The organism is Streptomyces sp. WMMC500, from assembly GCF_027497195.1.
Lineage (GTDB): Bacteria > Actinomycetota > Actinomycetes > Streptomycetales > Streptomycetaceae > Streptomyces.
The window spans coordinates 8,244,521-8,264,655 of sequence record NZ_CP114905.1 but is presented as its reverse complement, the minus strand read 5'-3'; the positions used below and the strand labels follow the sequence as shown (position 1 = coordinate 8,264,655).

The window sequence follows — 20,135 nt, the reverse complement described above, 5'->3', positions numbered from 1 at the left end:
GCGACCGTACGTGAAGGACCCGTGACGGGAGTCAGCCCGCGGCGCCGTCCGGGGTGATGCGGGTGCGCACGGTGCTCTGCACGTCACCGTCCTCGGCCGGGTCGGCGGCCAGGCTGCGCAGCCGGGCGACGACGCGCGCGTCGGCGGTCTCGGCGTGCCGGGCGCCGATCTCGCGGGTGGCGTCCTCGCAGTCCCACAGGCACTCGACGGCGAAGGAGGCGGGGAAGGACGGGTCGGTGGCGGCCAGCGCGCGGGCGGTGACGCCGCGGAGCTGCGAGCTGCCCGTCTCGCGGTAGATGTGCCGCAGCACGGGGGCGGCGGAGGCGATGGCCAGCCGGCCGGCGCCGGCGACCAGATCGCACAACTCCGGCGCGTCCGGGCCCTCGTCGCGTACGCACCGCAGCAGCACGGCCCGTACGGCACGGGCGTCGCGCGCGGCGCCGCGGCGGGCGAGCATGACGCCGGCGGCGGTGCCGAGCGCGTCCTCGCGGGACGCCCAGCGGCGGGCGGTGCCGAGCGCGGCGGTGGAGCACATCCTGCCGAAGGTGGCGAGCGCGGCCTCGGCGAGGGTCTCGGAGGGCGCGCAGGCGGCGGCTTCGATGAGGTCGTACGTCTCGGGGTCGCCGGTCGCCGCGAGGTGCGCGAGGGCCGCGGCCCGGGCACCGTCGCCGCCGGCGCGGGCCGCGGCGAGCAGTTCCGGCCGGTCCTCGGGACCGGCGACGGCGGCGAGGCAGCGGGCCGCGGCGGCGTGCCGCGGCTGCGCCGGGTACTGCTCCAGGCCGTTCTGCGCCCACTCAAGGATCTCGGTGACGCTCCAGCCGGGCCGCGGGCCGCGGGAGCGGAGCTGGCGCTGCCAGCGGTCGAAACTCCCCTGCTCCCGGGCCGCGCGCACGCGCGCGCCCAGCTCGGGGTCCTCGGCCCACAGCCGCCAGGGCCGCGGCTCGAACGCGCCGCGCATCTCCTCGGCCAGCTCGCGGTCGCCCTCGGGGGTGCGCGGGAAGCGGGCCAGCACGTGCGGCGCGAGGGCGCACAGCCCGGCGTCGTCGTCGCGCAGCGCCAGTTCGTCCAGGGCCCACTGCCAGCAGCCGCCGGCGGCGGCGTAGCGGCGGAGGAGCCGCAGGGCGTCGTCACGGCCGTACGAGGCGAGGTGGCCGAGGACGGAGAGGGTGAGCCCGGTGCGCTGCTCGTCGGGGCGCAGCACGTCGTCGGGGGCGAAGAGGTGGTCGGCGAGGGCGTCCACGGGGGCGTCCAGCTCCAGGCAGAGCCGGGCGTAATAGAGCGAGCGGTTCTCCACCTGCCAGTCGTGCCGTGGGTCGTCGAGCACGCACCTGTACAGCGCCTGGAGGGCTTCGGCCCTGGGCGCGGCGAGTGCGTGCAGGGTCCCGTCGCCCCGGCCTCGCTGGAGGAGGCCGAGGAGGGTGCCGCTGGGCGCTATGGCTGGCTCGAACATGACGTCAGCATCCGGGGTGGTGGGACCGCTGGCAACGGAATTTTCCGCGGAACGGACAGACCGGGCCACCGACCGGCTGCCGGCTCCATTGCCGCGGCAGCTTACTGGAGTGCGGTGACGGGGTGAAGTGCGGTCGTGAACCGGCCGGTGGGCATATGCCGCACGCATCTGCTCGGGTCTCGCGAAACTCCTTACGCAGCGTCGCCGCCTGTGCCACAGTCGTAACGGCGAACAGCAGACCGGCGGCGACGCCGGAGCCCGGGCCGGAAGGTATCGGAGATCACGCCATGGCCGCCGCCGCACGACTCCCCAGCGCCGCGGACCCGCACGCACCGCGGCAGCCCGAGCGCAGCCCCGTGGCCACGCTGCTGGCGCAGATCGCCCGGCTGCGCGGCAGCCTGGAGGCCGTACGGCGGGAGACGGTCGCCGCCGCGGGCGACGCCGAGGAGGCCGAGCTGCGCTGGCAGCGGGCCCTGTGCGACCTCGCGGCGCGGCAGCTCGACTCCCTGACCCTCCAGCTCGGGCAGTTGCGCGAGGGTCACCCGGTCGAAGGGGACCGCGACAGAGAGGGGACGGGCCGCCGCGCGGAGGCCGCCGCGGACCCGCGGGACCGGCCGCATGCCCGTGTCGGCAGCGCCGAGTGGCATCTGCTTTCTGACGAGGTCGACTGGTCGGACGACCTCTTCGACATCTTCGGCAGGGACCCGGGGGACGGCCCGCTGTCGCTGGACGACCTGCCCTCCTGGTTCGACCCCGCCGACCAGCCGCGGCTGACCGCGATGGTCACGGACTGCCTGGTCGACGGCAAGCCGATCGACGGCGAGTTCCGCATCCGCCGCCCGGACGGCGCCCCGCGCACCCTGCACGTCGTCGGCGAGCCCGTCCTCGACGCGGGCGGGGCGACCGAGTCGATGTGGACGGTCGTACGCGACGTCACCGAGCTGCGCCGCAGCCGGCAGGCGGTGCGGGAGTCGGAGTCCGCGCTCCAGCGCGAGCGGCACTTCGCGCACGCCGAGCGCCGCATCGCCCGGGAACTGCACGAGTCGGTGCTGCCCCCGTGGCGCGGCGCCGTGCACCTGCCGGCGGGCGATCCGGCCGCGCTGACCGTGGCCGGGCATCACTTTCCGGCCGCCGCCGACACCCCCGTCAGGGGTGTCTGGTACGACGCCCTGCCGCTGCCCGGTGGCACCACCCTGCTCGGCGTCGGTGACGTCGCCGGCCGCGGTGTCCCGGCCGCCGCCGGGATGACGATGCTCCTCGGCGCCCTGCGCGGCATGGCGCTGGGCGGCGCGGACCCGGCCGCGCTCCTCGCCCGGGTCAACGAGTTGCTGGAGGTCTCCGCACAGCCGGTGCTCGTCGGCGCGGTCTGCTGCCGCTACGACCCGGTGGCGCGCACGCTGCGCTGGGCCCGGGCCGCGCACACCCCGCCCCTGCTGTTCCGCGACGGCGCGGGCCACGCCCTGACCGCCCCCGACGGCGTGCTGCTCGGCGCCACCGCGGACGCGTCGTACACGCAGGTCAGCGAGGTGTTACGGGCCGGCGACCTGCTTCTGCTGCACACCGCGGGCCTCGGCGCCCGCAGCCCGGAGCCGACCCGCGAGCGGCTGCTCGCGCTCGCCCCGCGGTTCGCCGCCGCACCCGCCGCGCAGGACTGCCTGCGCGCCGTCGTCGAGGAGTTCGGCGGCGGGCGCCGCGGGGACGAGGCGTGCGTGCTCGTGGCGAAGGTGACGGGCTGAGCCGCCGCACCGCGGCGGCTCAGCCCGTCTCCCCACCCGTCCCCGTACGGCGTCCTCGCCCCGTGCACGGCGCAGCGGTGCGAGGCCGCCGTCAGATGGGGCCCGTGCGCGCCTTCGGCGCGCTCGCCAGCGTGTCCCTCATCTCCTCGCGCAGCGCCTTCACGGCGGCGTCGTCCGCGTACGGCGCGGTCAGCCGGTACGTCTCCCGTAACCGGTCCCAGGTGCGGTGCGAGGAGTTCTCGCCGATGCGCTCCAGCGCGAGCCGGGCGTAGCCCTCGCCCCGGTCCGGGTCGCCGGCGAGAAAGCCGGTCGCGGCCAGGGACACGTAGTCGAGGATCTGGGAGCGCTGACGCCCCTCCGGCCGCCTGGCGAGCGCCAGCTCCCCGTGTGTGCGCGCGCGGCGCGCCGCGGAGGCGTCGTGCTCGGCGAGCGTGCGGTACGCCAGCGCCTGCATGCCGTGCAGGTCCGCCTCGTCGAAGAGCTGCATCCAGGTGGGCGCCGCGGCGCCTTCGCCGTCGGCGGCGAAGAGGTCCTCCGCCTCGCCCAGGGTGCGCTGCACCGCCCCCGTCCGGCCCTTCGCCGCCTGCGCCCACGCCTCGATGGTGTACAGCATCGAGCGGGTACGCAGGTGGGCCCCCGCCCCGGTGCCCGACTTGGCCAGCCCGATCAGCTCCAGCGCGTCGTCGGGGCGGCCCAGGTGGATCATCTGCCGGGCGGCGCGCGACAGCGCCTCCGCGGCGCGGGGCCGGTCGCCGCCCTCGCGCGCGGCGTGCGCCGCGATGACGAAATACCGCTGGGCGGTGGGCTCCAGGCCCACGTCGTGGGACATCCAGCCGGCCAGCACGGCGAGGTTCGCCGCGACGCCCCACAGCCGGCTCTGCAGCGGTTCCGGGTGCCGGTAGGCGAGCATGCCGCCGACCTCGTTGAGCTGGCCGACGACGGCCTTGCGCTGCAGCCCGCCACCGCGTTCGGCGTCCCAGGCGCGGAACACCTCCACGGAACGCTCCAGCGCCTCGACTTCCTGGGCGCCGACCGGCGTCGCCTCGTACCTGCCGAAGCGGGCCGGTTCCGCGGAGGCGGTGCCGCCCCCCGCGGGGGTGCCCGGGGCGGGGGCGCCCGGGGCGGCGGGGTCGGAGTGCAGCCACTCGTGCAGGGAACTGGTCAGGGCGGAGCCGGCCGCGAGCGCCGTTCCCGCGCCCACCAGGCCGCGTCGATTGAGCATGAGGTCCATTCCCGTGAATTCCGTGAGGACCTCGGCCGTTCGCTCGGGCGCCCAGGGCAGTGCGTCGTCGGACTGCCGCCTGACCCTGCCGGGCCCTGCGGCCCGTTCGAACCCGAGATCCTCGGTGGTCACGACACGGCCGAGTCGCTCGGTGAGCAGGGCCGCCAGCACCTTGGGCACCGGCTCGCGCGGGATCTCGCCCATCTCGATCCAGCGCCGCACCCGCGAGGTGTCGGTCGCGAGCTGGGGGTGGCCGGTGGCCGCCGCCTGCCGGTTGACCAGCCTCGCCAGCTCGCCCTTCGACCAGCCCGTCATCCCGAACAGGTCGGCGAGCCTGGTGTTGGGTCCCTTGCTCACGTCAAGCCCCCAGGGTCTCGGCTCACTTGACAGTAGCGACGGGCCCAGGGCCCGGCGAGCATTCGCCAGGGTTCGCCAGGGTGCGCCAGATGGTGTGCCACCCGTATAGCGGTGTGGGCTATGACTGCGCCAACCGGCCCCGGAAAGCGGGGCACATGCCAGCGGCACCACCGCCCACCTCTCCCGAGTTCGGCGCCGGGGGACCGGACCCCCAGCCGGTCACCCGGACGAGCGACAGGAGGGTACGGCGGCGTCCGGTGGCCGGGGCGGCGCGCAACCGGCCCGTGCCTGAAGGGATCTGTCTCGCCCATGTACGCAGCATCGGCATCCGTGTCCGCACCCGTCCGTACGGGACACCCCCCGGCCCCGCACCGGACCGCGGCCGGCGGCGCGCCGTTCCTCGACCCGGGCCGCGCACCGGCCGCCGGGGCACGCCTGCGACAGCTTCCCGCCACCGCACGCCGCCCCGTCAGCGGCCGGCTCGACCTGACCGGCCCGCAGGGGGCGCTGTTGCGCGCGGCCGTCGACTCGGTGCACCGCGTCGTCCCCGACTTCCACCCCGTGCAGGTGCTGCGCCGCAGCAGCCGCACGGTGCTGCTGGTCGGCTCCGCGGGCCGGACCACGGCGGTGGCCAAGTGCCCGGTCGACCAGTCGGCCGCGCGGGCGGAGAAGCTCCAGCAGGAAATAGCGGCCTATCGCACGTTCGTCCGGGCCCGCCCGCCCGTGCGGGTGCCGCGGCTCATCGCCGCAGACCCGGAGAACTGCACGCTCGTCATCGAGCGCACCCCCGGCCGCGCCGCGGCGCTCCAGCGCCACCCGCTGGAGGTCCCGCCGCACGCCGACGTGCGCGCGACGCTCGCGGCGCTGGTGCGGATCGGGATGTGGCGGCCCCCCGCCGGCGCGTTCGGCGCGCCGCTCGACTACGGGACACAGCTCGGCCGGTACCACGAACTGGGGCTGCTCACCGACCGCGACATGGGTGACCTGCAGACGCTGCTGCACGGCATCGGCCCCGGGCAGGTGCAGTTCTGCCACGGCGACGCGCTGCTGTCGAACGTGCTGCTGTCCCCCGCGGGCCCGGTCCTCGTCGACTGGGAGCAGGCCGGCTGGTACCTCCCGGGGTACGACCTGGCGACGCTCTGGGCGGTGCTCGGCGAGGGCTCGCCCGCCCGGCGGCAGATCAGCCAGCTCGCACAGGCGGGCGGAACGGTTCACCGTGACGGGTTCCTGATCAACCTGATGCTCGTGCTGGTACGGGAGGTCCGTACGTACGAGGCGGCCGTGCAGCGCGCGATGAAGGACCCCGCGCCGCCCGTCGGGGTGCACAGCGGGATGACCGCAGGGGAGGAGCACCGGCTGCTGCTGCGCCGGCTCCACGACGACGTGCAGATGGCCCGCCGCGCGGTGCGGGCGGCTGTCGGCACGCGGTGAGTCCGGCGGGGTGGCGGGCCGTGACACCGCCACCCCGCCACCCCACCCCCTCCCAGGGGCCCGCGCAAACGGCCTGACGTGCGGCGACTCGCCACCGAGATGATTGACGTACTGTCAGGTCGGCCGATAGTGCTGGGTGATCACTTGCCTACGCACCGGAGGACCCCGTGCCAGGACGCCTCGCGCGCCGCGCCGCCGCCATCGCCGCCACCGCCGTCCTGCTTCCGCTGCTCGCCGCCGGGTCGCCCGCCGCGGGCGGTGGGGAATCCGGGGCCGGGGCGTCGCTCCAGGCGTCGTTCGCCGAGGCCGCGCGGCGCTACGGGGTGCCGGAGAGCGTGCTGCTGGGGGTGGCGTATCTGGAGTCGCGGTGGGACGCGCACGCCGGTGCGCCGAGCGTGGCCGGGGGTTACGGGCCGATGCATCTGACGGACCTGCGTGCGGCGAAGGGTTCGGGCGGCGGGGAGGGCACGCAGACGGTGCAGCGCGCGGCACGGCTGTCGGGGATCCCGGCGGCCCGGCTGCGCGGCGACCCGGAGGCCAACGTGCACGGCGGCGCGGCGCTGCTCGCCGACCACGGCCGCCGGCTGGGCGCGGAGCCGCACGGCGGTGCGGCCGGCTGGTACCCGGCCGTGGCGGCGTACGCGCAGGCGCCGGACGCCGCGACGGCGCGGGTGTTCGCGGACGAGGTGTACGCGGTGCTGCGGGCGGGCGCGCGGCGTACCACGGACTCCGGCGAGACGGTCACGCTCCCGGCCGACGCCAGCGCCCGTACGCCGGCCGCCGGTACACCCGCCGCCGGCACCGACGCGGCCCCGGCCGCCCACCGGGCCGCCGCCGACGGGACCCTGTGCCCCCGCGAGCTGGCCTGCGAGTGGCTGCCCGCGCCGTACGAGGTCTTCGAGGGGAAGGACGGCGAACCCGACTACGGCAACCACGACAAGGCGCGCCGCCCCCACGACCAGCGCATCCGCTACATCGTCGTGCACGACACCGAGGGCGGCTACGACGGTTCCGTCCAGGCCGTGCAGGACCCCGAGTTCGTCTCCTGGCACTACACCCTGCGCTCCTCGGACGGCCACGTCGCCCAGCACGTACGCACCGGTGACGTCGCCTGGCACGCGGGCAACTGGCAGGTCAACGCGCAGTCGATCGGCCTGGAGCACGAGGCGCGGCTGACCGAGCCGGACGCCTGGTTCACCGAGGCGATGTACCGGTCCTCGGCGCGGCTCGTGCGCTACCTGGCGCACGAGTACGACGTGCCGCTCGACCGGCAGCACGTCATCGGCCACGACAACGTCCCCGCCCCCGACCCCGCACACGTCCCGGACATGCACACCGACCCCGGCCCGTACTGGGACTGGGCGCACTACTTCGACCTGCTCGGCGCCCCGCTGAAGCCGGCCGCGCACGCCGACGGCCGGATCGTGACGATCCGCCCCGACTACGCCTCGCACCGCCCCGCCTACACCGCCTGCGCGAACGACGCCGCCTGCCCGCCCCACGGCTCCGGCGCCGTCCGCCTGCGCACCCGCCCCGCGCCGGACGCCCCGCTGGTCCGCGACGCCGGGCTGCACGGCGACGCTCCCTCCTCCACCGGCGTCAACGACACCGGAGCGCGCGCCTCCACCGGCCAGCGGTTCGCCGTCGCCGGCCGCCGCGGCGACTGGACGGCGATCTGGTACCTGGGCCGCAGGGCGTGGTTCCACAACCCCGCCGCCGCCCCCACCGCGTTCGAGGACGACGGCGCCACGCTCACCCCGCGCCCGGGCGCCGGACCGGTGCGGGTGTACGGCCTCGCGCTTCCCGAGGCGTCCGCGTACCCGGCGGGCATCGAGCCGAAGCGGCCGCGTCCCCTGCCGTACGAGCTGCGTCCTGGCCAGCGCTACGTCGTCGGCGACACCATGCCCGGCGAGTACTTCCACGCCCCCGGCCTCACCGACGGGACCGGCGCCGCGAGCCGCGTGATCCGGGACCGCACCCTGTGGCACCAGATCCAGGTGGGCCACCGGCTCGGGTACGTGAAGGCGGCCGAGGTGACCGTGACGCGGCCGGGGCGCGTCGGCCGGCCGCACGTGTAGGTGCGCGCCGTGCACGCGCGTTGCCGGTCGGGGGCGGGGTTTCAGCCCTGCTGGAACAGCTCCGCGGGCAGCGGCTTGAGCAGCGCGTACAGATCCTCGGAGATCGGCCGGTCCCAGGCCGCGATGGTGACGAGCACGTTGTCGCTGCGGTCGAACTGCACGCAGGCGACGCGGCTCTCGGAGAGCTTGAGGCGGCGCACGATCAGCAGATTGTCGCCCTGCATCACGGGCGCGTCCTCGACCTCGGTGACGGTCACCGGCTCCTCGTGCTCCAGCGCCAGCAGCAGTTGCGCCACCTCGAAGGGCGGCTGCCCCTCGGGCACGTCCCGCGCGGGCGAGCCCTCCGGCAGGTTGCCGATGATCATCGCGGGGCCCCGGCCGCCGAACAGGTCGTACCGCAGAAAGACCCCCTGGCAGCTCCCGTCCGGCCCGGGCAGCAGGCCGGCGCCGAGGTCGCCGGGCCAGTCGCCCGGGTCCATGGCCAGGACGTCGAAGTCCGGGCCCGCGGGCTTGGCGGCGCTGCTGCGGCGGCGGAGAAATGCCATGCACCAATCGTACGGGTCCCCCGGCACCACCGGTCCCCGGGGCGGTCTGCGCCGTACTGCCGATCCGGCATTGCCGGAAGAGGCGTACGGAGGCCGCCGCGCGAGTAAGGTCTCTCCGTCGACGACAGAGGAGGGGTCGGATGGCGCTGGCCGGGGGCCTGCTGCGGGGACCGGAGGTGTGGGCGTACGTGCTGGACGGGCACGAACGGCTGCGCATCGCGCTGGCAGAGCTCACCGAAGAGAAAGCGCGCGGATCGTCCAGACTGCCGGGCTGGACACGCGCACACGTGCTGTCGCACATCGAAGGCATCGGCCGGGCGCTCACCCGCCAGGCGCGGTACGCCCTGAAGGGCGAGCTGATCGAGGTGTACGACGGCGGCCGGCCGGCCCGCGACGCGGGTATCGAGGCCGGTGCGGTACGAAGCGCCGCGGAGTTGACCGCGGCGGTCACGGCCACCCTGGCGGACGCGGAGACCGTCTGGGGGTCGGTGGGAGACACGGACTGGGACCGCCCGGTGCGCTATCGCGACGGCGACCTGCTGGGCGCCCTGCACTGCTGGTGGCGCGAGCTGGAAGTGCACACCGCGGACGCGAACCTGGCGACCTGCTCGGCGGCCTGGCCGCGCGAGCTGTGCCTGCACCTCTTCGAGTTCCTCGCCCCGCGGGCGCCCGCGGGGCTCACGCTGGTCGAATCGGACGGGCGCGTACGCCACACGTTCGGCGCCGGGGATGTCCGCGCCGACGGCGGCGAGCCCGGCGGTGAACACAGCGGTGACGACGGCGGTGCGGGCAGCGGTGAAGACACCGCCGGCCGCGCGCCGGTGGTCAGGGGCCGGCTCACGGACCTCGCCGCATGGCTTGCGGGCCGCCAGCCGCACCAGCGGCTCGACGGACGGCTGCCCGAACTGGGCCCCTGGCCGTGACCCGGGCGGTGCACCTCCGGCGGTCCGGCCTCACCGCCGTACCGCCGGAGGTGTGGCGCGAGACGGGCGCGGAAGTGCTCGTCCTGGCCGGCAACGAGCTGACGCACGTCCCGGACGACATCGCCGCCCTGACCCGGCTGCACACCCTGGACCTCGGGCACAACGCGCTCGCCGCGGTGCCGGAGGCCATCGGGTCGCTGCCCGCCCTGACCCGCTGCCTGTACCTGCACGACAACCGGCTGACCCGGCTTCCCGCCGCGCTCGGCCGGCTGCGCACGCTGAGCTACCTCAACGTCGGCGAGAACCCCCTCGCCGCCCTGCCCGAGGAGCTCGGCGACATGGCGGGCCTGCTGGAGCTGCGCGCGCAGCACTGCGGGCTGACCGGGCTGCCGGAGTCGATCGGGCGGCTGTCCCGCCTGCGCGAGCTGTGGCTGCGCGGCAACGCGCTCACGGAACTGCCCGACTCGGCGGCGGACCTGCGCGACCTGCGCGAGCTGGAGCTGCGCGAGAACGCGCTGCGGGCCGTGCCCGCCGCCGTGGCCGGGCTGCCGCTGCTGCGCCGCCTCGATCTGCGGGCCAACGCGATCCGCGACGTCCCGCCGTGGCTGGCGCACCTGCCCGCGCTCGAGAAACTGGATCTGCGCTGGAACGAGGTCGCAGGCACCGAAGCCCCGCTCGTCGCGCTGCGCGAGCGGGGCTGCGCCGTGCTGGCGTGACCCGCCGGGCCGCGGCCGCGGTGACGGATGCGGCGGATGTGCCGGACGGGCCGGGGTGACGGGTCAGGTCAGGTCGAACTCCCCGTCACGGGCGCCGAGGACGAAGGCACGCCACTCCCCCGGGGTGAAGATCAGCGCGGGCCCTTCCGGGTTGCGCCCGTCGCGCATGGCGATGTAGCCCTCCACGAACGCGATCTCGACGTCTCCCACCCCCTGGCTGCTCGACTGCCACGTGGCGCCTGTCAGATCGAGCTGCGGTTTCCCGCTGCCCGCCGCCGGCTGCTGAGTGGTGCTGTTGGCCACGTCCTGCTCCTCCCGGTGAGCGTCGTCCGCAGCCAGGGTATCCAGGACGGCGGGCGACGGAACAGGCCACGATAGAGGGACCGGGAAGGGTGGTGGCGGGCGGTGCGGCGGGGTGGTTCAGGCCCCGCGTCCGCCGGCGTCCGTGGCCAGGTCGGCGACGACCCCGCAGTGGTCCGACGCCCACACTCCCTCGACCGCGCCGTCCCCCGCCCGCCGCACGCCCCGCACGTGCCCCTCCCCCGCCGGACCGGGCGGCCCCACCAGCACGTAGTCGATCCGCGAGTGCCACTCCAGGGTCCGTGCGGCATAGGGGTTGGCCAGGTCCCACGTCGCGCCGACGGCGGTCGGATGGGCGTAGCGCCAGGTGTCGAGGAAGACCTGCCCGCGGACGACGGGCGCGGTCTTCGTGCCGCAGAGCAGCCGCATCTCGTCGGAGTCGGGCTCGGCGTTGAAGTCGCCGGTGACCACGGGCGGGAAGTCCCCGTCGCCGCGCCGCTCGTGGACGAACCGGGCGAGCGCGGAGACCTGGGCGCAGCGGGTGGCGGAGGCGTGGGGATAGGAGATGAGGTGGGTGGTGAAGAACGGCACCGTCACGCCGCCGGGCGCGGCCACGCGCGCGTACAGCGCCTGCTGGCCGTCCGGTTCCTCCTCACCCGCGGGCAGCACGACGGTCTCCTGCTCCGTGATCGGCCAGCGGCTCAGCACGGCGTTGCCGACGTCGACCGCGGGATCGTCGATACGCCGCTGCCACCGCCCGGGCTCCGGCGAGGGCGCCCAGGCCCAGTGCATGCCCAGCTCGCTCGCGAGCCACCCGGCGAGGTTGTCCCGGTCCCGGCCCCAGACCTCCTGCAGCCCGACGACGTCCGGGCGCTCGTCGCGGAGGATCTGGAGGATGGCCTTGCTCCGCTCCTGCCACGGCCCGAAGCGCCACCAGAGATTCCAGGTCATGACGCGGATCATGCGTTCGTATCCCTACCACGGGCCTGCTTTCCGATCAGAGGCTATCTCTACGAGACCGGAATGATGTGCGAGAGTCGCGGGGATGGAGCTGATCGGGCGGGGACGAGACGCCGACGTTTACGCGCTGGCCGACGGCCGGGTCCTGCGGCGGTACCGGGCGGGGGGTCCGGCGAGGGCCGAGGCGGAGGGCCGGCTGATGACCTACCTCGGCGAACAGGGCTTCCCCGTGCCGCGCGTGTACGACGCGAACGCCACGGACCAGGTGCTGGACCGCCTCGAAGGGCCGACCATGCTCACCGCGCTGCGCCGCCGCCCGTGGCGCTGGAGCGCGTACGGGCGGATGCTCGCCCGGCTGCACGACAGCCTGCACGCCGTGCCCGCCCCGGCGTTCCTGCCGCCCTCCCCCGCCTCCGGCAGCGGCGACCGGGTGCTCCATCTCGATCTGCACCCGGACAACGTGATACTCACCGCCCGCGGCCCGTACGTCGTTGACTGGTGCAACGCCGCCGCGGGCGACCCGGCCTGCGACGTGGCGATGACGGTGTGCATCCTGCGCGGCGCCGAACTCGCCCCGCCGGAGGGCCTCGGCGTACGGGTCCTGCTGCGCGCCCTGCTCCGCACGACCGCCACGGACGCCGCCCCCGGCTACGCCCGCGTACTCCCTGCCCGGCTGGCCGACCCCAACCTCACGCCGGCGGAGGCGCGTCGGCTCCGGCGGGCGCTGGGCGGGTGAGCGGGTCGGTCGACCCGGGGGTTACTCCCTGCGCGCGCAAGTCGCCCGGCCGCGTTCCGCGCGCGGCGTAGGGTCGGGGCATGACGCGCAGTTTGCAGTGCCTCGTGCTCGACTGCCCGCGGCCCCGGGAACTCGCCGCGTTCTACCAGGCCCTCCTCGGCGGCGAGGTCGACCGCGCCGACCGCCGCTGGTCCCTCGACGACGACTGGTCCACGCTGCACCTGCCGGACGGCGGGGTGCTGGGCTTCCAGCGGTCCGGGGACCACCGGCCGCCGCGCTGGCCGGACCCCGCCCACCCGCAGCAGGTGCACCTGGACATCGCCGTGGACGATCTGGAGGCGGCCGAGCGCGACGCGCTGGCGGCCGGCGCGACGGTTCTGCGGGACGAGGGCGACTGGGGCGTGTACGCGGACCCGGCGGGCCATCCGTTCTGTCTCGTACCGGAGTGAGGCGGCATCCCCGAAGGCCCGGTGCCGGACCCGCCACCGCCGTTGTCCGGTGGTCTTGACATCACCCACCCCCTGGCAGAAAGTTTCACCGTTCGCGCGGCGCCCGGAAGGATTCTTTCAGGAGGGGTCGGAATCATGACGAACGCACCGTCTGGCAGAGGATGGGACCGTTTGGACCGGCGGCGCTTCGCCGCCGGTGTACTCGCTACTGGAGGTGCGCTCTTCGTGGTCCCCGGTTCCACCGGCCTGCCCGCTCACGCCGCGGAAACGACGGCCGGCGGTGCGGCGCCCGTGCTGCGGCGGGGAAGCGCCGCGCGTGCCGGGCTGCTGGAGCCGCACCTGCGGCAACTGGTCGCCGACGCCGAGACGTTCCTCGGGCCGTCCCCGAAGTACCCCTGGTACGCGGGGGCCGTCGTTCTCGCCGGGCGCGGGCGTACGGTCGCGCTGGAGCGGGCGATCGGGAAGGCCGTGCGCTACGCGGCGTACGACGAGGCCACCGACACGGGCGTCGAGCTGCCCCAGGAGCAGCAAGTCGACATGTCGATGGACACCGTCTTCGACCTCGCCTCCGTCTCCAAGCTCTTCACCTCCCTCCTCGCCGTCCAGCAGATCGAGCGCGGCGCGCTCGCGCTCGACGCCACCGTGGCCTCCTACCTCCCCGAGTTCGGCGCCGCGGGCAAGCAGGACGTCACCGTCCTCCAGCTCCTGACGCACACCTCCGGGTTCACCTCCTGGATCCCGCTGTACGCGGAGCCGACGTGGGAGGCGAAGCTCGCCCGGCTGTGGCGGGAGGCGCCCGTCAACCCGCCCGGGACGAAGTACCTCTACTCCGACCTCAACCTGATCAGCCTCCAGCTCGTCCTGGAGAAGATCACGGGCAGACCCCTGGACCGGCTCCTCGCCGACGAGATCACCGGACCCCTCGGTCTGAGCCACACCCGCTACAACCCGCCCGCCGAGTGGCTGCCCCGCATCGCCGCCACCGAGGACGCGCGCAAGCCGTGGTCGGGGCTGGACCGCGGGATGGTGCGGGGCGAGGTGCACGACGAGAACGCGTACTCCTTCGGCGGGGTCGCCGGGCACGCCGGGCTGTTCTCCACCGCGTGGGATCTGGCGGTCCTCTGCCGCACCCTGCTGAACGGCGGCGCCTACGGGCGGACGCGGATTCTCCGGCGCGAGTCGGTGGAGTTGATGTTCACCGACTTCAACTCGGACTTCCCGGGTGACGAGCACGGGCTCGGCTTCGAGCTGTACCAGCACTGGTTCATGGGCGCCATGGCCACCCCGGGATCGGCCGGGCACACCGGCTTCACCGGCACGGCGCTGGTCATCGACCCGACGACCGACACGTTCCTCGTCCTCCTCGGCAACTCCGTGCACCCCGTGCGCAACTGGCGCTCCGGCAGCGCGCCGCGGGCGGCGGCGGGGACGAACCTGGCGCGCGCGGTGGCGGTACGGCCTGCGGACGGGCGCACGGCGTGGTTCGGCGGAATGGCGAACCAGAAGACGGCCACGCTCACCCTGCCCGCGGTGACGGTGCGGGACCCGCGGGCGGAGCTGGAGTTCGCGCTGTGGTGGGACACCGAGCCGCAGTGGGACAAGGTGCACCTGGAGGCGTCGGCGGACGACGGCGGGACGTGGGAGCCGGTGCCGTTCACGAGCCGCCGCCTGCGCGGTGGCGGCGGTGTGCGGGAGCATCCGGAGGGCACGGCGGACGGGTGGTCCGGGCGGGTGTGGCACCGGGCGTCCGCGGAGCTGGGCGCGTGGCACGGGCGGCCGGTGCGGCTGCGGTGGCGGTATGTGACGGACCGCCAGTACGTCGGGCGCGGGGTGTACGTGGACGACGTACGCGTGCGGGACGGGCACCGGGTGCTGTTCGACGACGGGCGCCGGGGCGACGCGGAGCGGGTGCAGCTCGACGGCTGGACGGCGTCGGCGGACTGAGGGCGGGGCGGGCGCGCCGGCGCCGCGCCGGGCGCCCTCCGGCCTACCGCCCCAGCGCCGCCATCGCCGCGTTGTGCCCCGGGATCCCGCTCACGCCCCCGCCCCGTACCGCGCCCGCGCCGCACAGCAGCACGTTCGCGTGCTTCGTCTCGACGCCCCACCGGCCCGTCTCCTCCGTCGCGTACGGGAACGCCAGCTCGCGGTGGAAGATGTTGCCGCCCGGGAGCCGCACGTCCCGCTCCAGGTCGAGCGGGGACTTCGCCTCGATGCAGGGGCGGCCCTCGGCGTCCGTGGCCAGGCAGTCGGCCAGGGGCTCGGCGAGGTGGGCGTCGAGTTGGGCGAGGGTGGCGCGGAGCAACGCCTCCCGTGCGGCGTCGTTGTCCTCGGCGAACAGGCGGGCGGGGGCGTGCAGGCCGAAGAGGGTCAGGGTCTGGTAGCCGTCGCGGACCAGGTCGTCGCCGAGGATCGACGGGTCGGTCAGCGAGTGGCAGTAGACCTCTGAGGGCGGCGCCTGCGGCAGCCCGCCGGCGGCGGCCTCGCGGTAGGCGGTCTCCAGGTCCGCGTAGCCCTCGGCGACGTGGAACGTGCCGGCGAAGGCCCGCCGCGGATCGACGCGCTCGTCCCGCAGCCGCGGCAGCCGCCGCAGCAGCATGTTCACCTTGAGCTGCGCGCCCTCGGCGGCGGGGCGCGGCGGCTCCTCCCCCAGCAGCTCGGCGAGGGCGACGGGGGAGGCGCCGACGAGCACGGTACGCGCGGCGACGGTCCCCTCTCCCTCCGCCGTCCGGTACGTGACCTCCGCCTGCGCGCCGTCCGTGTGCAGGGCGACGGCCTCGTGTCCGGTGACGATCTCCGCGCCGGCCGACCGGGCGGCGCCGGCGAGGGCGTCGGTCAACGCGCCCATGCCGCCGACGGGCACGTCCCAGTCCCCGGTGCCGCCGCCGATGACGTGGTAGAGGAAGCAGCGGTTCTGGGCGAGGGACGGGTCGTGGGCGGAGGCGAAGGTGCCGATGAGCCCGTCGGTGAGCACGACGCCGCGCACGAGGTCGTCGGCGAACGCCGCCTCGACACACCGGCCCAGGGGCTCCTCGAAGAGCGCGCGCCAGGCGTCGTCGTCGCCGACGCGGGCGCGCAGCTCCCCGCGGGTGGGCAGGGGCTCGGTGAGAGTGGGGAAGACGCGCCCGGCGACGTGCCGCGTCATCCCGTAGAACCGCCGCCAGGCGTCGAACTCCCGGTCGTCGCCGGTCAGGGCGGCGAAGGCCGCCCGGGTGGCGGAGCCGGCGTCGGTCTCGACGAGGAGGCCGGTGGGACGGCCGTCGCGTACGGCCGGGGTGTAGGAGGAGACGGCGCGCCGGCGCACGGCGAAGCTCAGCCCGAGGTCGTCGACGATGGCGCGGGGCAGCAGGCTGACGAGGTACGAGTAACGCGACAGCCGGGCGTCGACGCCGGGGAACGTACGGGCGGAGACGGCGGCGCCGCCGGTGCGGTCGAGGCGCTCCAGCACGAGCACGGAACGCCCGGCACGGGCGAGGTAGGCGGCGGCGACGAGCCCGTTGTGACCGCCGCCGACGACGACGGCGTCGTAGCTGCTGCGCAGGGACATGGCTCTTGGTAACACGGAAGATCGCGGTGGGCCAGAGGACACGGGCGCGCCGAGGCCGGCGACCGGGGTGAGATCGGGCGGGGCCCGGCTCAGCCCGTGGCGCGGCGGGAGGCCGCCAGGCGGTACACCTCCGCCGCTTCCGCCGTGCGGCCCAGTTGCTCCAGGCAGTGGGCCTCGTCGTGGCGGCTCGACAGGGTCTCCGAGTGCGCCGCGCCCAGCGTGCGTTCGCGGGCGCGGGCCACCTCGCGGTGGACGGTCAGCGCCTCCGCCCAGCGGCTCAGCCAGCCCAGCGCGACGGCGGTCTCGCGCCGGCCCGCGAGGGTGTCGGCGTGCTCCGGGCCGAGGACCCGTTCGCGTACGGCGGTGACCTCGCGGGCCTCGGTCAGCGCCTCGTGCCAGCGGCCGAGGCGGCCGAGGGTGACGCAGCGGATGTGGCGGGCGCGGAGCGTTTCGGGGTGGCGGGTGCCGAGGGTCCTGGTGCGGTCGGCGATCAGCGCCTCGTAGTGGCCGAGGGCTTCCTCGTGCCGCCCGAGGCGGCCCAGGCAGATGCCCGCCTCGTAGCGGGCGGCCTGGGTGTCGGGGTGCTCGCTGCCGAGGGTGGCGGCGCGGGCGGTGGCGACGTCGCGGTAGGTCGCGAGGGCCTGCTCCCAGTGGCCGAGGCTGCCGAGCGCGTGCGCGACCTCGTAGCGGCTGACGAGGGTGTCCGGGTGCTCGGCGCCGAGCACGCGGGTGCGGACGGCGGTGACCTCGCCGGCGACGCGGTAGGACTCCTCGTAGCGGCCGAGGCGGCTGAGGGTGTACGCGAGGTTGTGGCGGCAGCGCAGGGTGTCGGGGTGCTCGGGGCCCATGGTGCGCTCGCGGTCGGCGAGCACGCCGCCGTACACCTCCAGCGCCTCGGCGTGCCGGTCGAGTTGGCCGAGGGCGTACGCGGTCTCCTGCCGTACGGCCAGCGTGTCGGTGTGCTCCCGCCCGAGGCACCGCTCCCTGCCCTCGGCGGCGGCACGGAACTCCTCCAGGGCCTCAGCGGTACGGCCGAGGCGGGCGAGGCACAGGCCGGTCTGGTGCCGGCTGGCGAGGGTGTCGGGGTGGTCGCCGCCCAGCGCGGCGCCCCGTTCCGCGGCCAGGGCGCGGTGGGCGGCGGCGGCCTCCTCCCACCGCCCGAGCCGGGCGAGGCTGACGGCCGCGTCGTGCCGCCCGGCGAAGGCGTCGAGCACGTGCTGGGGCGCGGCCGGCCCGCCGGACGAGAGGGCCGGGGCGACGGAGGGTGCGTAGGGGTGCGGCGGATGGGTGGAGTGCGGCGGAGTGTGAAAGGAGGGGGGCGCGTGCGAGAAGGGGTGGTGCCCGGTGTGGGGAGCGCTGTGCGTGGCCACGCCGGGGCCGGTGCCGCGTTCCGGCCATCCGGGCGGCGGCATCATTGTGCCGGGGGCCGTGCCGGGGGCGCCCCCGGGGGCCGTACCGGGCGCGGTGCCGTTCGCGGGGGGCCAGGTGCGCAGCAGCGCGTCCTCGGGGCGGGGCGGCGGAGTGGTGCGGGTCGCGCGTACGGAACGGGCGCCCGTCGTCATGCCCGCCGTCCAGGCCGGCAACCGGGACGCGCCGCTCTCCCGGCCCTCCCGGCCCTCCCGGCTCTCCTCGTCGACCCCGCTCCGCGCCCCGCTGCCGGCGCCGCCCGGCGCCGCGCCGTTGCCGCGTCCCGACCCCGCCGCCTCCGCCGCCGCGCGGCTGCCCCGCAGCCGGTTCGACAGGTCCGCCGCGTCCGCCGGCCTGTCCTCCGGGGCCTTCGCCAGCAGGTCCAGGACCACCCGCTCCAGCGGCTCCGGGATCTCCGGGCGGTGCGTGCGCAGCGGCTCCGGCGGGGTGTCGCGGTGGCCGACGAGGATCGCCCAGGCGTCGTCCATGTCGAACGGCGGGACGCCGGTGGCGAGTTCGTACAGGACGCAGCCCAGCGAGTAGAGGTCGCTGCGGTGGTCGATGCCCCCGCCGCCGGAGATCTGCTCGGGAGACATGTAGTGCGGGGTGCCCATGGCCATGCCCCCCGCGCCGGTGAGGCGCGAGGTGAAGCCGATGTCGTGCGCGAGGCGGGCGATGCCGAAGTCGAGGATCTTCACCGTGCCGTCGCCGAGCCGCATGATGTTCGCGGGCTTCAGGTCCCGGTGCACCACGCCCTGGTCGTGGGTGTACGCGAGCGCCGCCGCGACCTGCTCCGCGATGTCGATGATCTCCTCGACCGGCAGCGGCCGGTGCCCGGCCGCCTCCAGCAACTGGCTGAGGTTGCGGCCCTGCAGCAGCTCCATGACGAGGTACAGCACGCCCTCGTCCTCGCCGAAGTCGTGCACGACGGTGACGCCGCGGTGCTGGAGCAGCGCCGCGACCCGGGCCTCGCGGCGGAAGCGTTCCTGTATCGCCGTGGAGAGCGGGTGCCCCTGGCGGTGCGGGCCCGCGGGCTTGAGGCACTTGACCGCGACGCGGCGGCCCAGCGACTCGTCGCGGGCCTGCCAGACCTCGCCCATGCCGCCGCGGCCGAGGAGTTCGAGGAGCCGGTAGCGGCCCTGGATCAGCCTGGTCTCCGCCATCTCCGCTGCCGCCCCCGCCGTCGCCGCCTCGTCGTCATTCGTGGGTGTTACCCGTGGTCTTATCCCCCGACTCGTCCAGTATGGCTGCCGTCCGTACGAGCTTGGAAGGCGACGGCCGCGATGCGGGACCGAGGCGGTCCATGGCTTTCAGTATGTTGCGCGGCGGCAGCCGCCACCGCAGCCCCGCGGGGACGGCGCGCAGGACGGCGGCCGTCGCGCGCAGTCTGCGGTCGACCACCGCGGGCGGGGGCACGGGGCGGCCGTAGAGCCGGTGGGCGATCGGCGGCAGGGTGGCGTACGCGAGGCCGGAGATCCGGCGCCAGAGCAGGCCGCGGGCGGGGACGAGGATCGGGCTGACGGGCGGGCGGCGCAGGAAGGCGTCGACCTCACCGGATTCGGGGGTGGCGGCAAGCTCGGGAGCCACCCGTTCGAAGTACGCGGCGAGGCCGGCGTCGTCGCCCGGGACGGCGGCCGGGTCGAGGCCGACGAGGCGGGCGGCGGTGCGCTGTTCGCGTATGTAGGCGTCGGCGTACGCGTCGGGGATCGTCAGGCCGGAGCGGCGGGCGACGTGGAGGTAGGAGTCGATCTCGGCGCAGTGCACCCAGAGCAGCAGCGCGGGCTCGTCCACGCGGTAGCGGTCGCCGGTGGCGGGGTCGACGGCGCGCAGCCGGCGGTGGATGCCGCGGACGCGGGCGCCGGCGCGTTCCGCGGCGGGGGTGGCGGCGTAGGTGACGGTGCCGACGAAGGCGGCGGTGCGCAGGAGCCGGCCCCAGGCGTCGGCGCGGAAGTCGGAGTTCTGCATGACGCCGCGGACGGCGCGCGGGTGCAGGGCCTGGAGGTACAGCGCGCGGACTCCGGCGATCCACATCACCGGGTCGCTGTGCAACTGCCAGGTGACGGAGGCGGGCCCGAACAGGCCCGGATCCGGCTCCCCCACGGGCCCTCCGGGATTCCCGGACCCGGTGAGCCCCTCGGGCACGGCCATGCGGACCCCTCCCCAACGGCGCGCGGGCGCCCGCCGTGCGCCGGGTCCATTGTCACCCGCCGGGGGCGCGCGCCAGCGCCCGGGTCACGGTCCGGTGCGTACGGGCTCGACCGGTGCGTACGGGCGGAAGGGG

Annotated in this window: 16 protein-coding genes; 8 read left to right on the top strand and 8 right to left on the bottom strand. The window is 75.6% G+C overall.

The window, feature by feature from the left end; genetic code table 11:
* Window positions 1-31: 31 nt before the first annotated feature.
* A complete protein-coding gene (locus O7599_RS35615; RefSeq protein WP_281619736.1) occupies window positions 32-1,450 on the bottom strand; it encodes a HEAT repeat domain-containing protein in 1,419 nt (472 codons plus the stop codon).
* 287 nt (window positions 1,451-1,737) lie between these two features.
* Between O7599_RS35615 and O7599_RS35610 the strand changes: the two genes are divergently transcribed.
* Window positions 1,738-3,186 carry a SpoIIE family protein phosphatase gene (locus O7599_RS35610; protein WP_281619735.1) on the top strand — a complete coding sequence of 483 codons (1,449 nt, stop codon included), beginning with the start codon at window positions 1,738-1,740 and terminating at the stop codon, window positions 3,184-3,186.
* 91 nt (window positions 3,187-3,277) lie between these two features.
* Here O7599_RS35610 and O7599_RS35605 read toward each other — a convergent pair whose 3' ends face one another.
* Window positions 3,278-4,765, bottom strand: coding sequence for a hypothetical protein (locus tag O7599_RS35605; RefSeq protein ID WP_281619734.1), 1,488 nt, complete (start codon window positions 4,763-4,765; stop codon window positions 3,278-3,280).
* Window positions 4,766-5,074: 309 nt separating this feature from the next.
* On the opposite strand from O7599_RS35605, the gene O7599_RS35600 reads away from it, so the two are divergent.
* Both O7599_RS35600 and O7599_RS35595 read left to right on the top strand, forming a co-directional pair.
* Window positions 5,075-6,196, top strand: coding sequence for an aminoglycoside phosphotransferase family protein (locus O7599_RS35600; RefSeq protein ID WP_281619733.1), 1,122 nt, complete (start codon window positions 5,075-5,077; stop codon window positions 6,194-6,196).
* A gap of 167 nt (window positions 6,197-6,363) precedes the next feature.
* Entirely contained in the window at window positions 6,364-8,274 is a 1,911-nt protein-coding gene (locus O7599_RS35595; RefSeq protein ID WP_281619732.1) for an N-acetylmuramoyl-L-alanine amidase, read from the top strand.
* Window positions 8,275-8,315: 41 nt separating this feature from the next.
* Here O7599_RS35595 and O7599_RS35590 read toward each other — a convergent pair whose 3' ends face one another.
* Window positions 8,316-8,819 carry a hypothetical protein gene (locus O7599_RS35590; RefSeq protein ID WP_281619731.1) on the bottom strand — a complete coding sequence of 168 codons (504 nt, stop codon included), beginning with the start codon at window positions 8,817-8,819 and terminating at the stop codon, window positions 8,316-8,318.
* A gap of 140 nt (window positions 8,820-8,959) precedes the next feature.
* On the opposite strand from O7599_RS35590, the gene O7599_RS35585 reads away from it, so the two are divergent.
* Both O7599_RS35585 and O7599_RS35580 read left to right on the top strand, forming a co-directional pair.
* On the top strand, window positions 8,960-9,742 hold the full coding sequence (locus O7599_RS35585) for a maleylpyruvate isomerase family mycothiol-dependent enzyme (RefSeq protein ID WP_281619730.1): 783 nt from the start codon (window positions 8,960-8,962) through the stop codon (window positions 9,740-9,742).
* Between the two features lie 8 nt (window positions 9,743-9,750).
* The gene (locus tag O7599_RS35580) at window positions 9,751-10,458 is read left to right on the top strand and encodes a leucine-rich repeat domain-containing protein (RefSeq protein WP_281623651.1); all 708 of its coding nucleotides are present in this window, start codon (window positions 9,751-9,753) and stop codon (window positions 10,456-10,458) included.
* A gap of 63 nt (window positions 10,459-10,521) precedes the next feature.
* Here O7599_RS35580 and O7599_RS35575 read toward each other — a convergent pair whose 3' ends face one another.
* Both O7599_RS35575 and O7599_RS35570 read right to left on the bottom strand, forming a co-directional pair.
* On the bottom strand, window positions 10,522-10,761 hold the full coding sequence (locus tag O7599_RS35575) for a DUF397 domain-containing protein (protein WP_027757485.1): 240 nt from the start codon (window positions 10,759-10,761) through the stop codon (window positions 10,522-10,524).
* Between the two features lie 117 nt (window positions 10,762-10,878).
* Window positions 10,879-11,721 carry an endonuclease/exonuclease/phosphatase family protein gene (locus O7599_RS35570; RefSeq protein WP_281619729.1) on the bottom strand — a complete coding sequence of 281 codons (843 nt, stop codon included), beginning with the start codon at window positions 11,719-11,721 and terminating at the stop codon, window positions 10,879-10,881.
* Between the two features lie 82 nt (window positions 11,722-11,803).
* Between O7599_RS35570 and O7599_RS35565 the strand changes: the two genes are divergently transcribed.
* The 3 genes from O7599_RS35565 (at window position 11,804) to O7599_RS35555 (ending at window position 14,847) form a co-directional block, all read left to right on the top strand.
* Window positions 11,804-12,454, top strand: a complete 651-nt coding sequence (locus tag O7599_RS35565) for a phosphotransferase (RefSeq protein WP_281619728.1) — start codon at window positions 11,804-11,806, stop codon at window positions 12,452-12,454.
* Window positions 12,455-12,534: 80 nt separating this feature from the next.
* A complete protein-coding gene (locus O7599_RS35560; protein WP_281619727.1) occupies window positions 12,535-12,903 on the top strand; it encodes a VOC family protein in 369 nt (122 codons plus the stop codon).
* 135 nt (window positions 12,904-13,038) lie between these two features.
* Window positions 13,039-14,847 carry a serine hydrolase gene (locus O7599_RS35555; RefSeq protein ID WP_281619726.1) on the top strand — a complete coding sequence of 603 codons (1,809 nt, stop codon included), beginning with the start codon at window positions 13,039-13,041 and terminating at the stop codon, window positions 14,845-14,847.
* Window positions 14,848-14,890: 43 nt separating this feature from the next.
* On the opposite strand, the gene O7599_RS35550 is transcribed toward O7599_RS35555, so the two are convergent.
* The 3 genes from O7599_RS35550 to O7599_RS35540 all read right to left on the bottom strand — a co-directional run bounded on the left by O7599_RS35550 (window position 14,891) and on the right by O7599_RS35540 (window position 20,002).
* Complete coding sequence (locus O7599_RS35550) at window positions 14,891-16,447, bottom strand: NAD(P)/FAD-dependent oxidoreductase (protein WP_281619725.1); 1,557 nt, start codon at window positions 16,445-16,447, stop codon at window positions 14,891-14,893.
* A gap of 89 nt (window positions 16,448-16,536) precedes the next feature.
* Window positions 16,537-19,017: a serine/threonine-protein kinase gene (locus O7599_RS35545; protein WP_281619724.1), complete on the bottom strand. Its 2,481-nt coding sequence runs from the start codon at window positions 19,015-19,017 to the stop codon at window positions 16,537-16,539.
* A gap of 34 nt (window positions 19,018-19,051) precedes the next feature.
* Window positions 19,052-20,002, bottom strand: coding sequence for an oxygenase MpaB family protein (locus O7599_RS35540; protein ID WP_281619723.1), 951 nt, complete (start codon window positions 20,000-20,002; stop codon window positions 19,052-19,054).
* Between the last annotated feature and the right edge of the window lie 133 nt (window positions 20,003-20,135).

Excerpts from the sequence above, each read along its gene's own strand:
- O7599_RS35610 (WP_281619735.1), top strand. The coding sequence starts at position 1,738 with ATGGCCGCCGCCGCACGACTCCCCAGCGCCGCGGACCCGCACGCACCG.
- O7599_RS35550 (WP_281619725.1), bottom strand. The coding sequence starts at position 16,447 with ATGTCCCTGCGCAGCAGCTACGACGCCGTCGTCGTCGGCGGCGGTCAC.
- O7599_RS35590 (WP_281619731.1), bottom strand. The coding sequence starts at position 8,819 with ATGGCATTTCTCCGCCGCCGCAGCAGCGCCGCCAAGCCCGCGGGCCCG.
- O7599_RS35555 (WP_281619726.1), top strand. The coding sequence starts at position 13,039 with ATGACGAACGCACCGTCTGGCAGAGGATGGGACCGTTTGGACCGGCGG.
- O7599_RS35545 (WP_281619724.1), bottom strand. The coding sequence starts at position 19,017 with ATGGCGGAGACCAGGCTGATCCAGGGCCGCTACCGGCTCCTCGAACTC.
- O7599_RS35570 (WP_281619729.1), bottom strand. The coding sequence starts at position 11,721 with ATGATCCGCGTCATGACCTGGAATCTCTGGTGGCGCTTCGGGCCGTGG.
- O7599_RS35585 (WP_281619730.1), top strand. The coding sequence starts at position 8,960 with ATGGCGCTGGCCGGGGGCCTGCTGCGGGGACCGGAGGTGTGGGCGTAC.
- O7599_RS35540 (WP_281619723.1), bottom strand. The coding sequence starts at position 20,002 with ATGGCCGTGCCCGAGGGGCTCACCGGGTCCGGGAATCCCGGAGGGCCC.
- O7599_RS35600 (WP_281619733.1), top strand. The coding sequence starts at position 5,075 with ATGTACGCAGCATCGGCATCCGTGTCCGCACCCGTCCGTACGGGACAC.
- O7599_RS35565 (WP_281619728.1), top strand. The coding sequence starts at position 11,804 with ATGGAGCTGATCGGGCGGGGACGAGACGCCGACGTTTACGCGCTGGCC.
- O7599_RS35615 (WP_281619736.1), bottom strand. The coding sequence starts at position 1,450 with ATGTTCGAGCCAGCCATAGCGCCCAGCGGCACCCTCCTCGGCCTCCTC.
- O7599_RS35560 (WP_281619727.1), top strand. The coding sequence starts at position 12,535 with ATGACGCGCAGTTTGCAGTGCCTCGTGCTCGACTGCCCGCGGCCCCGG.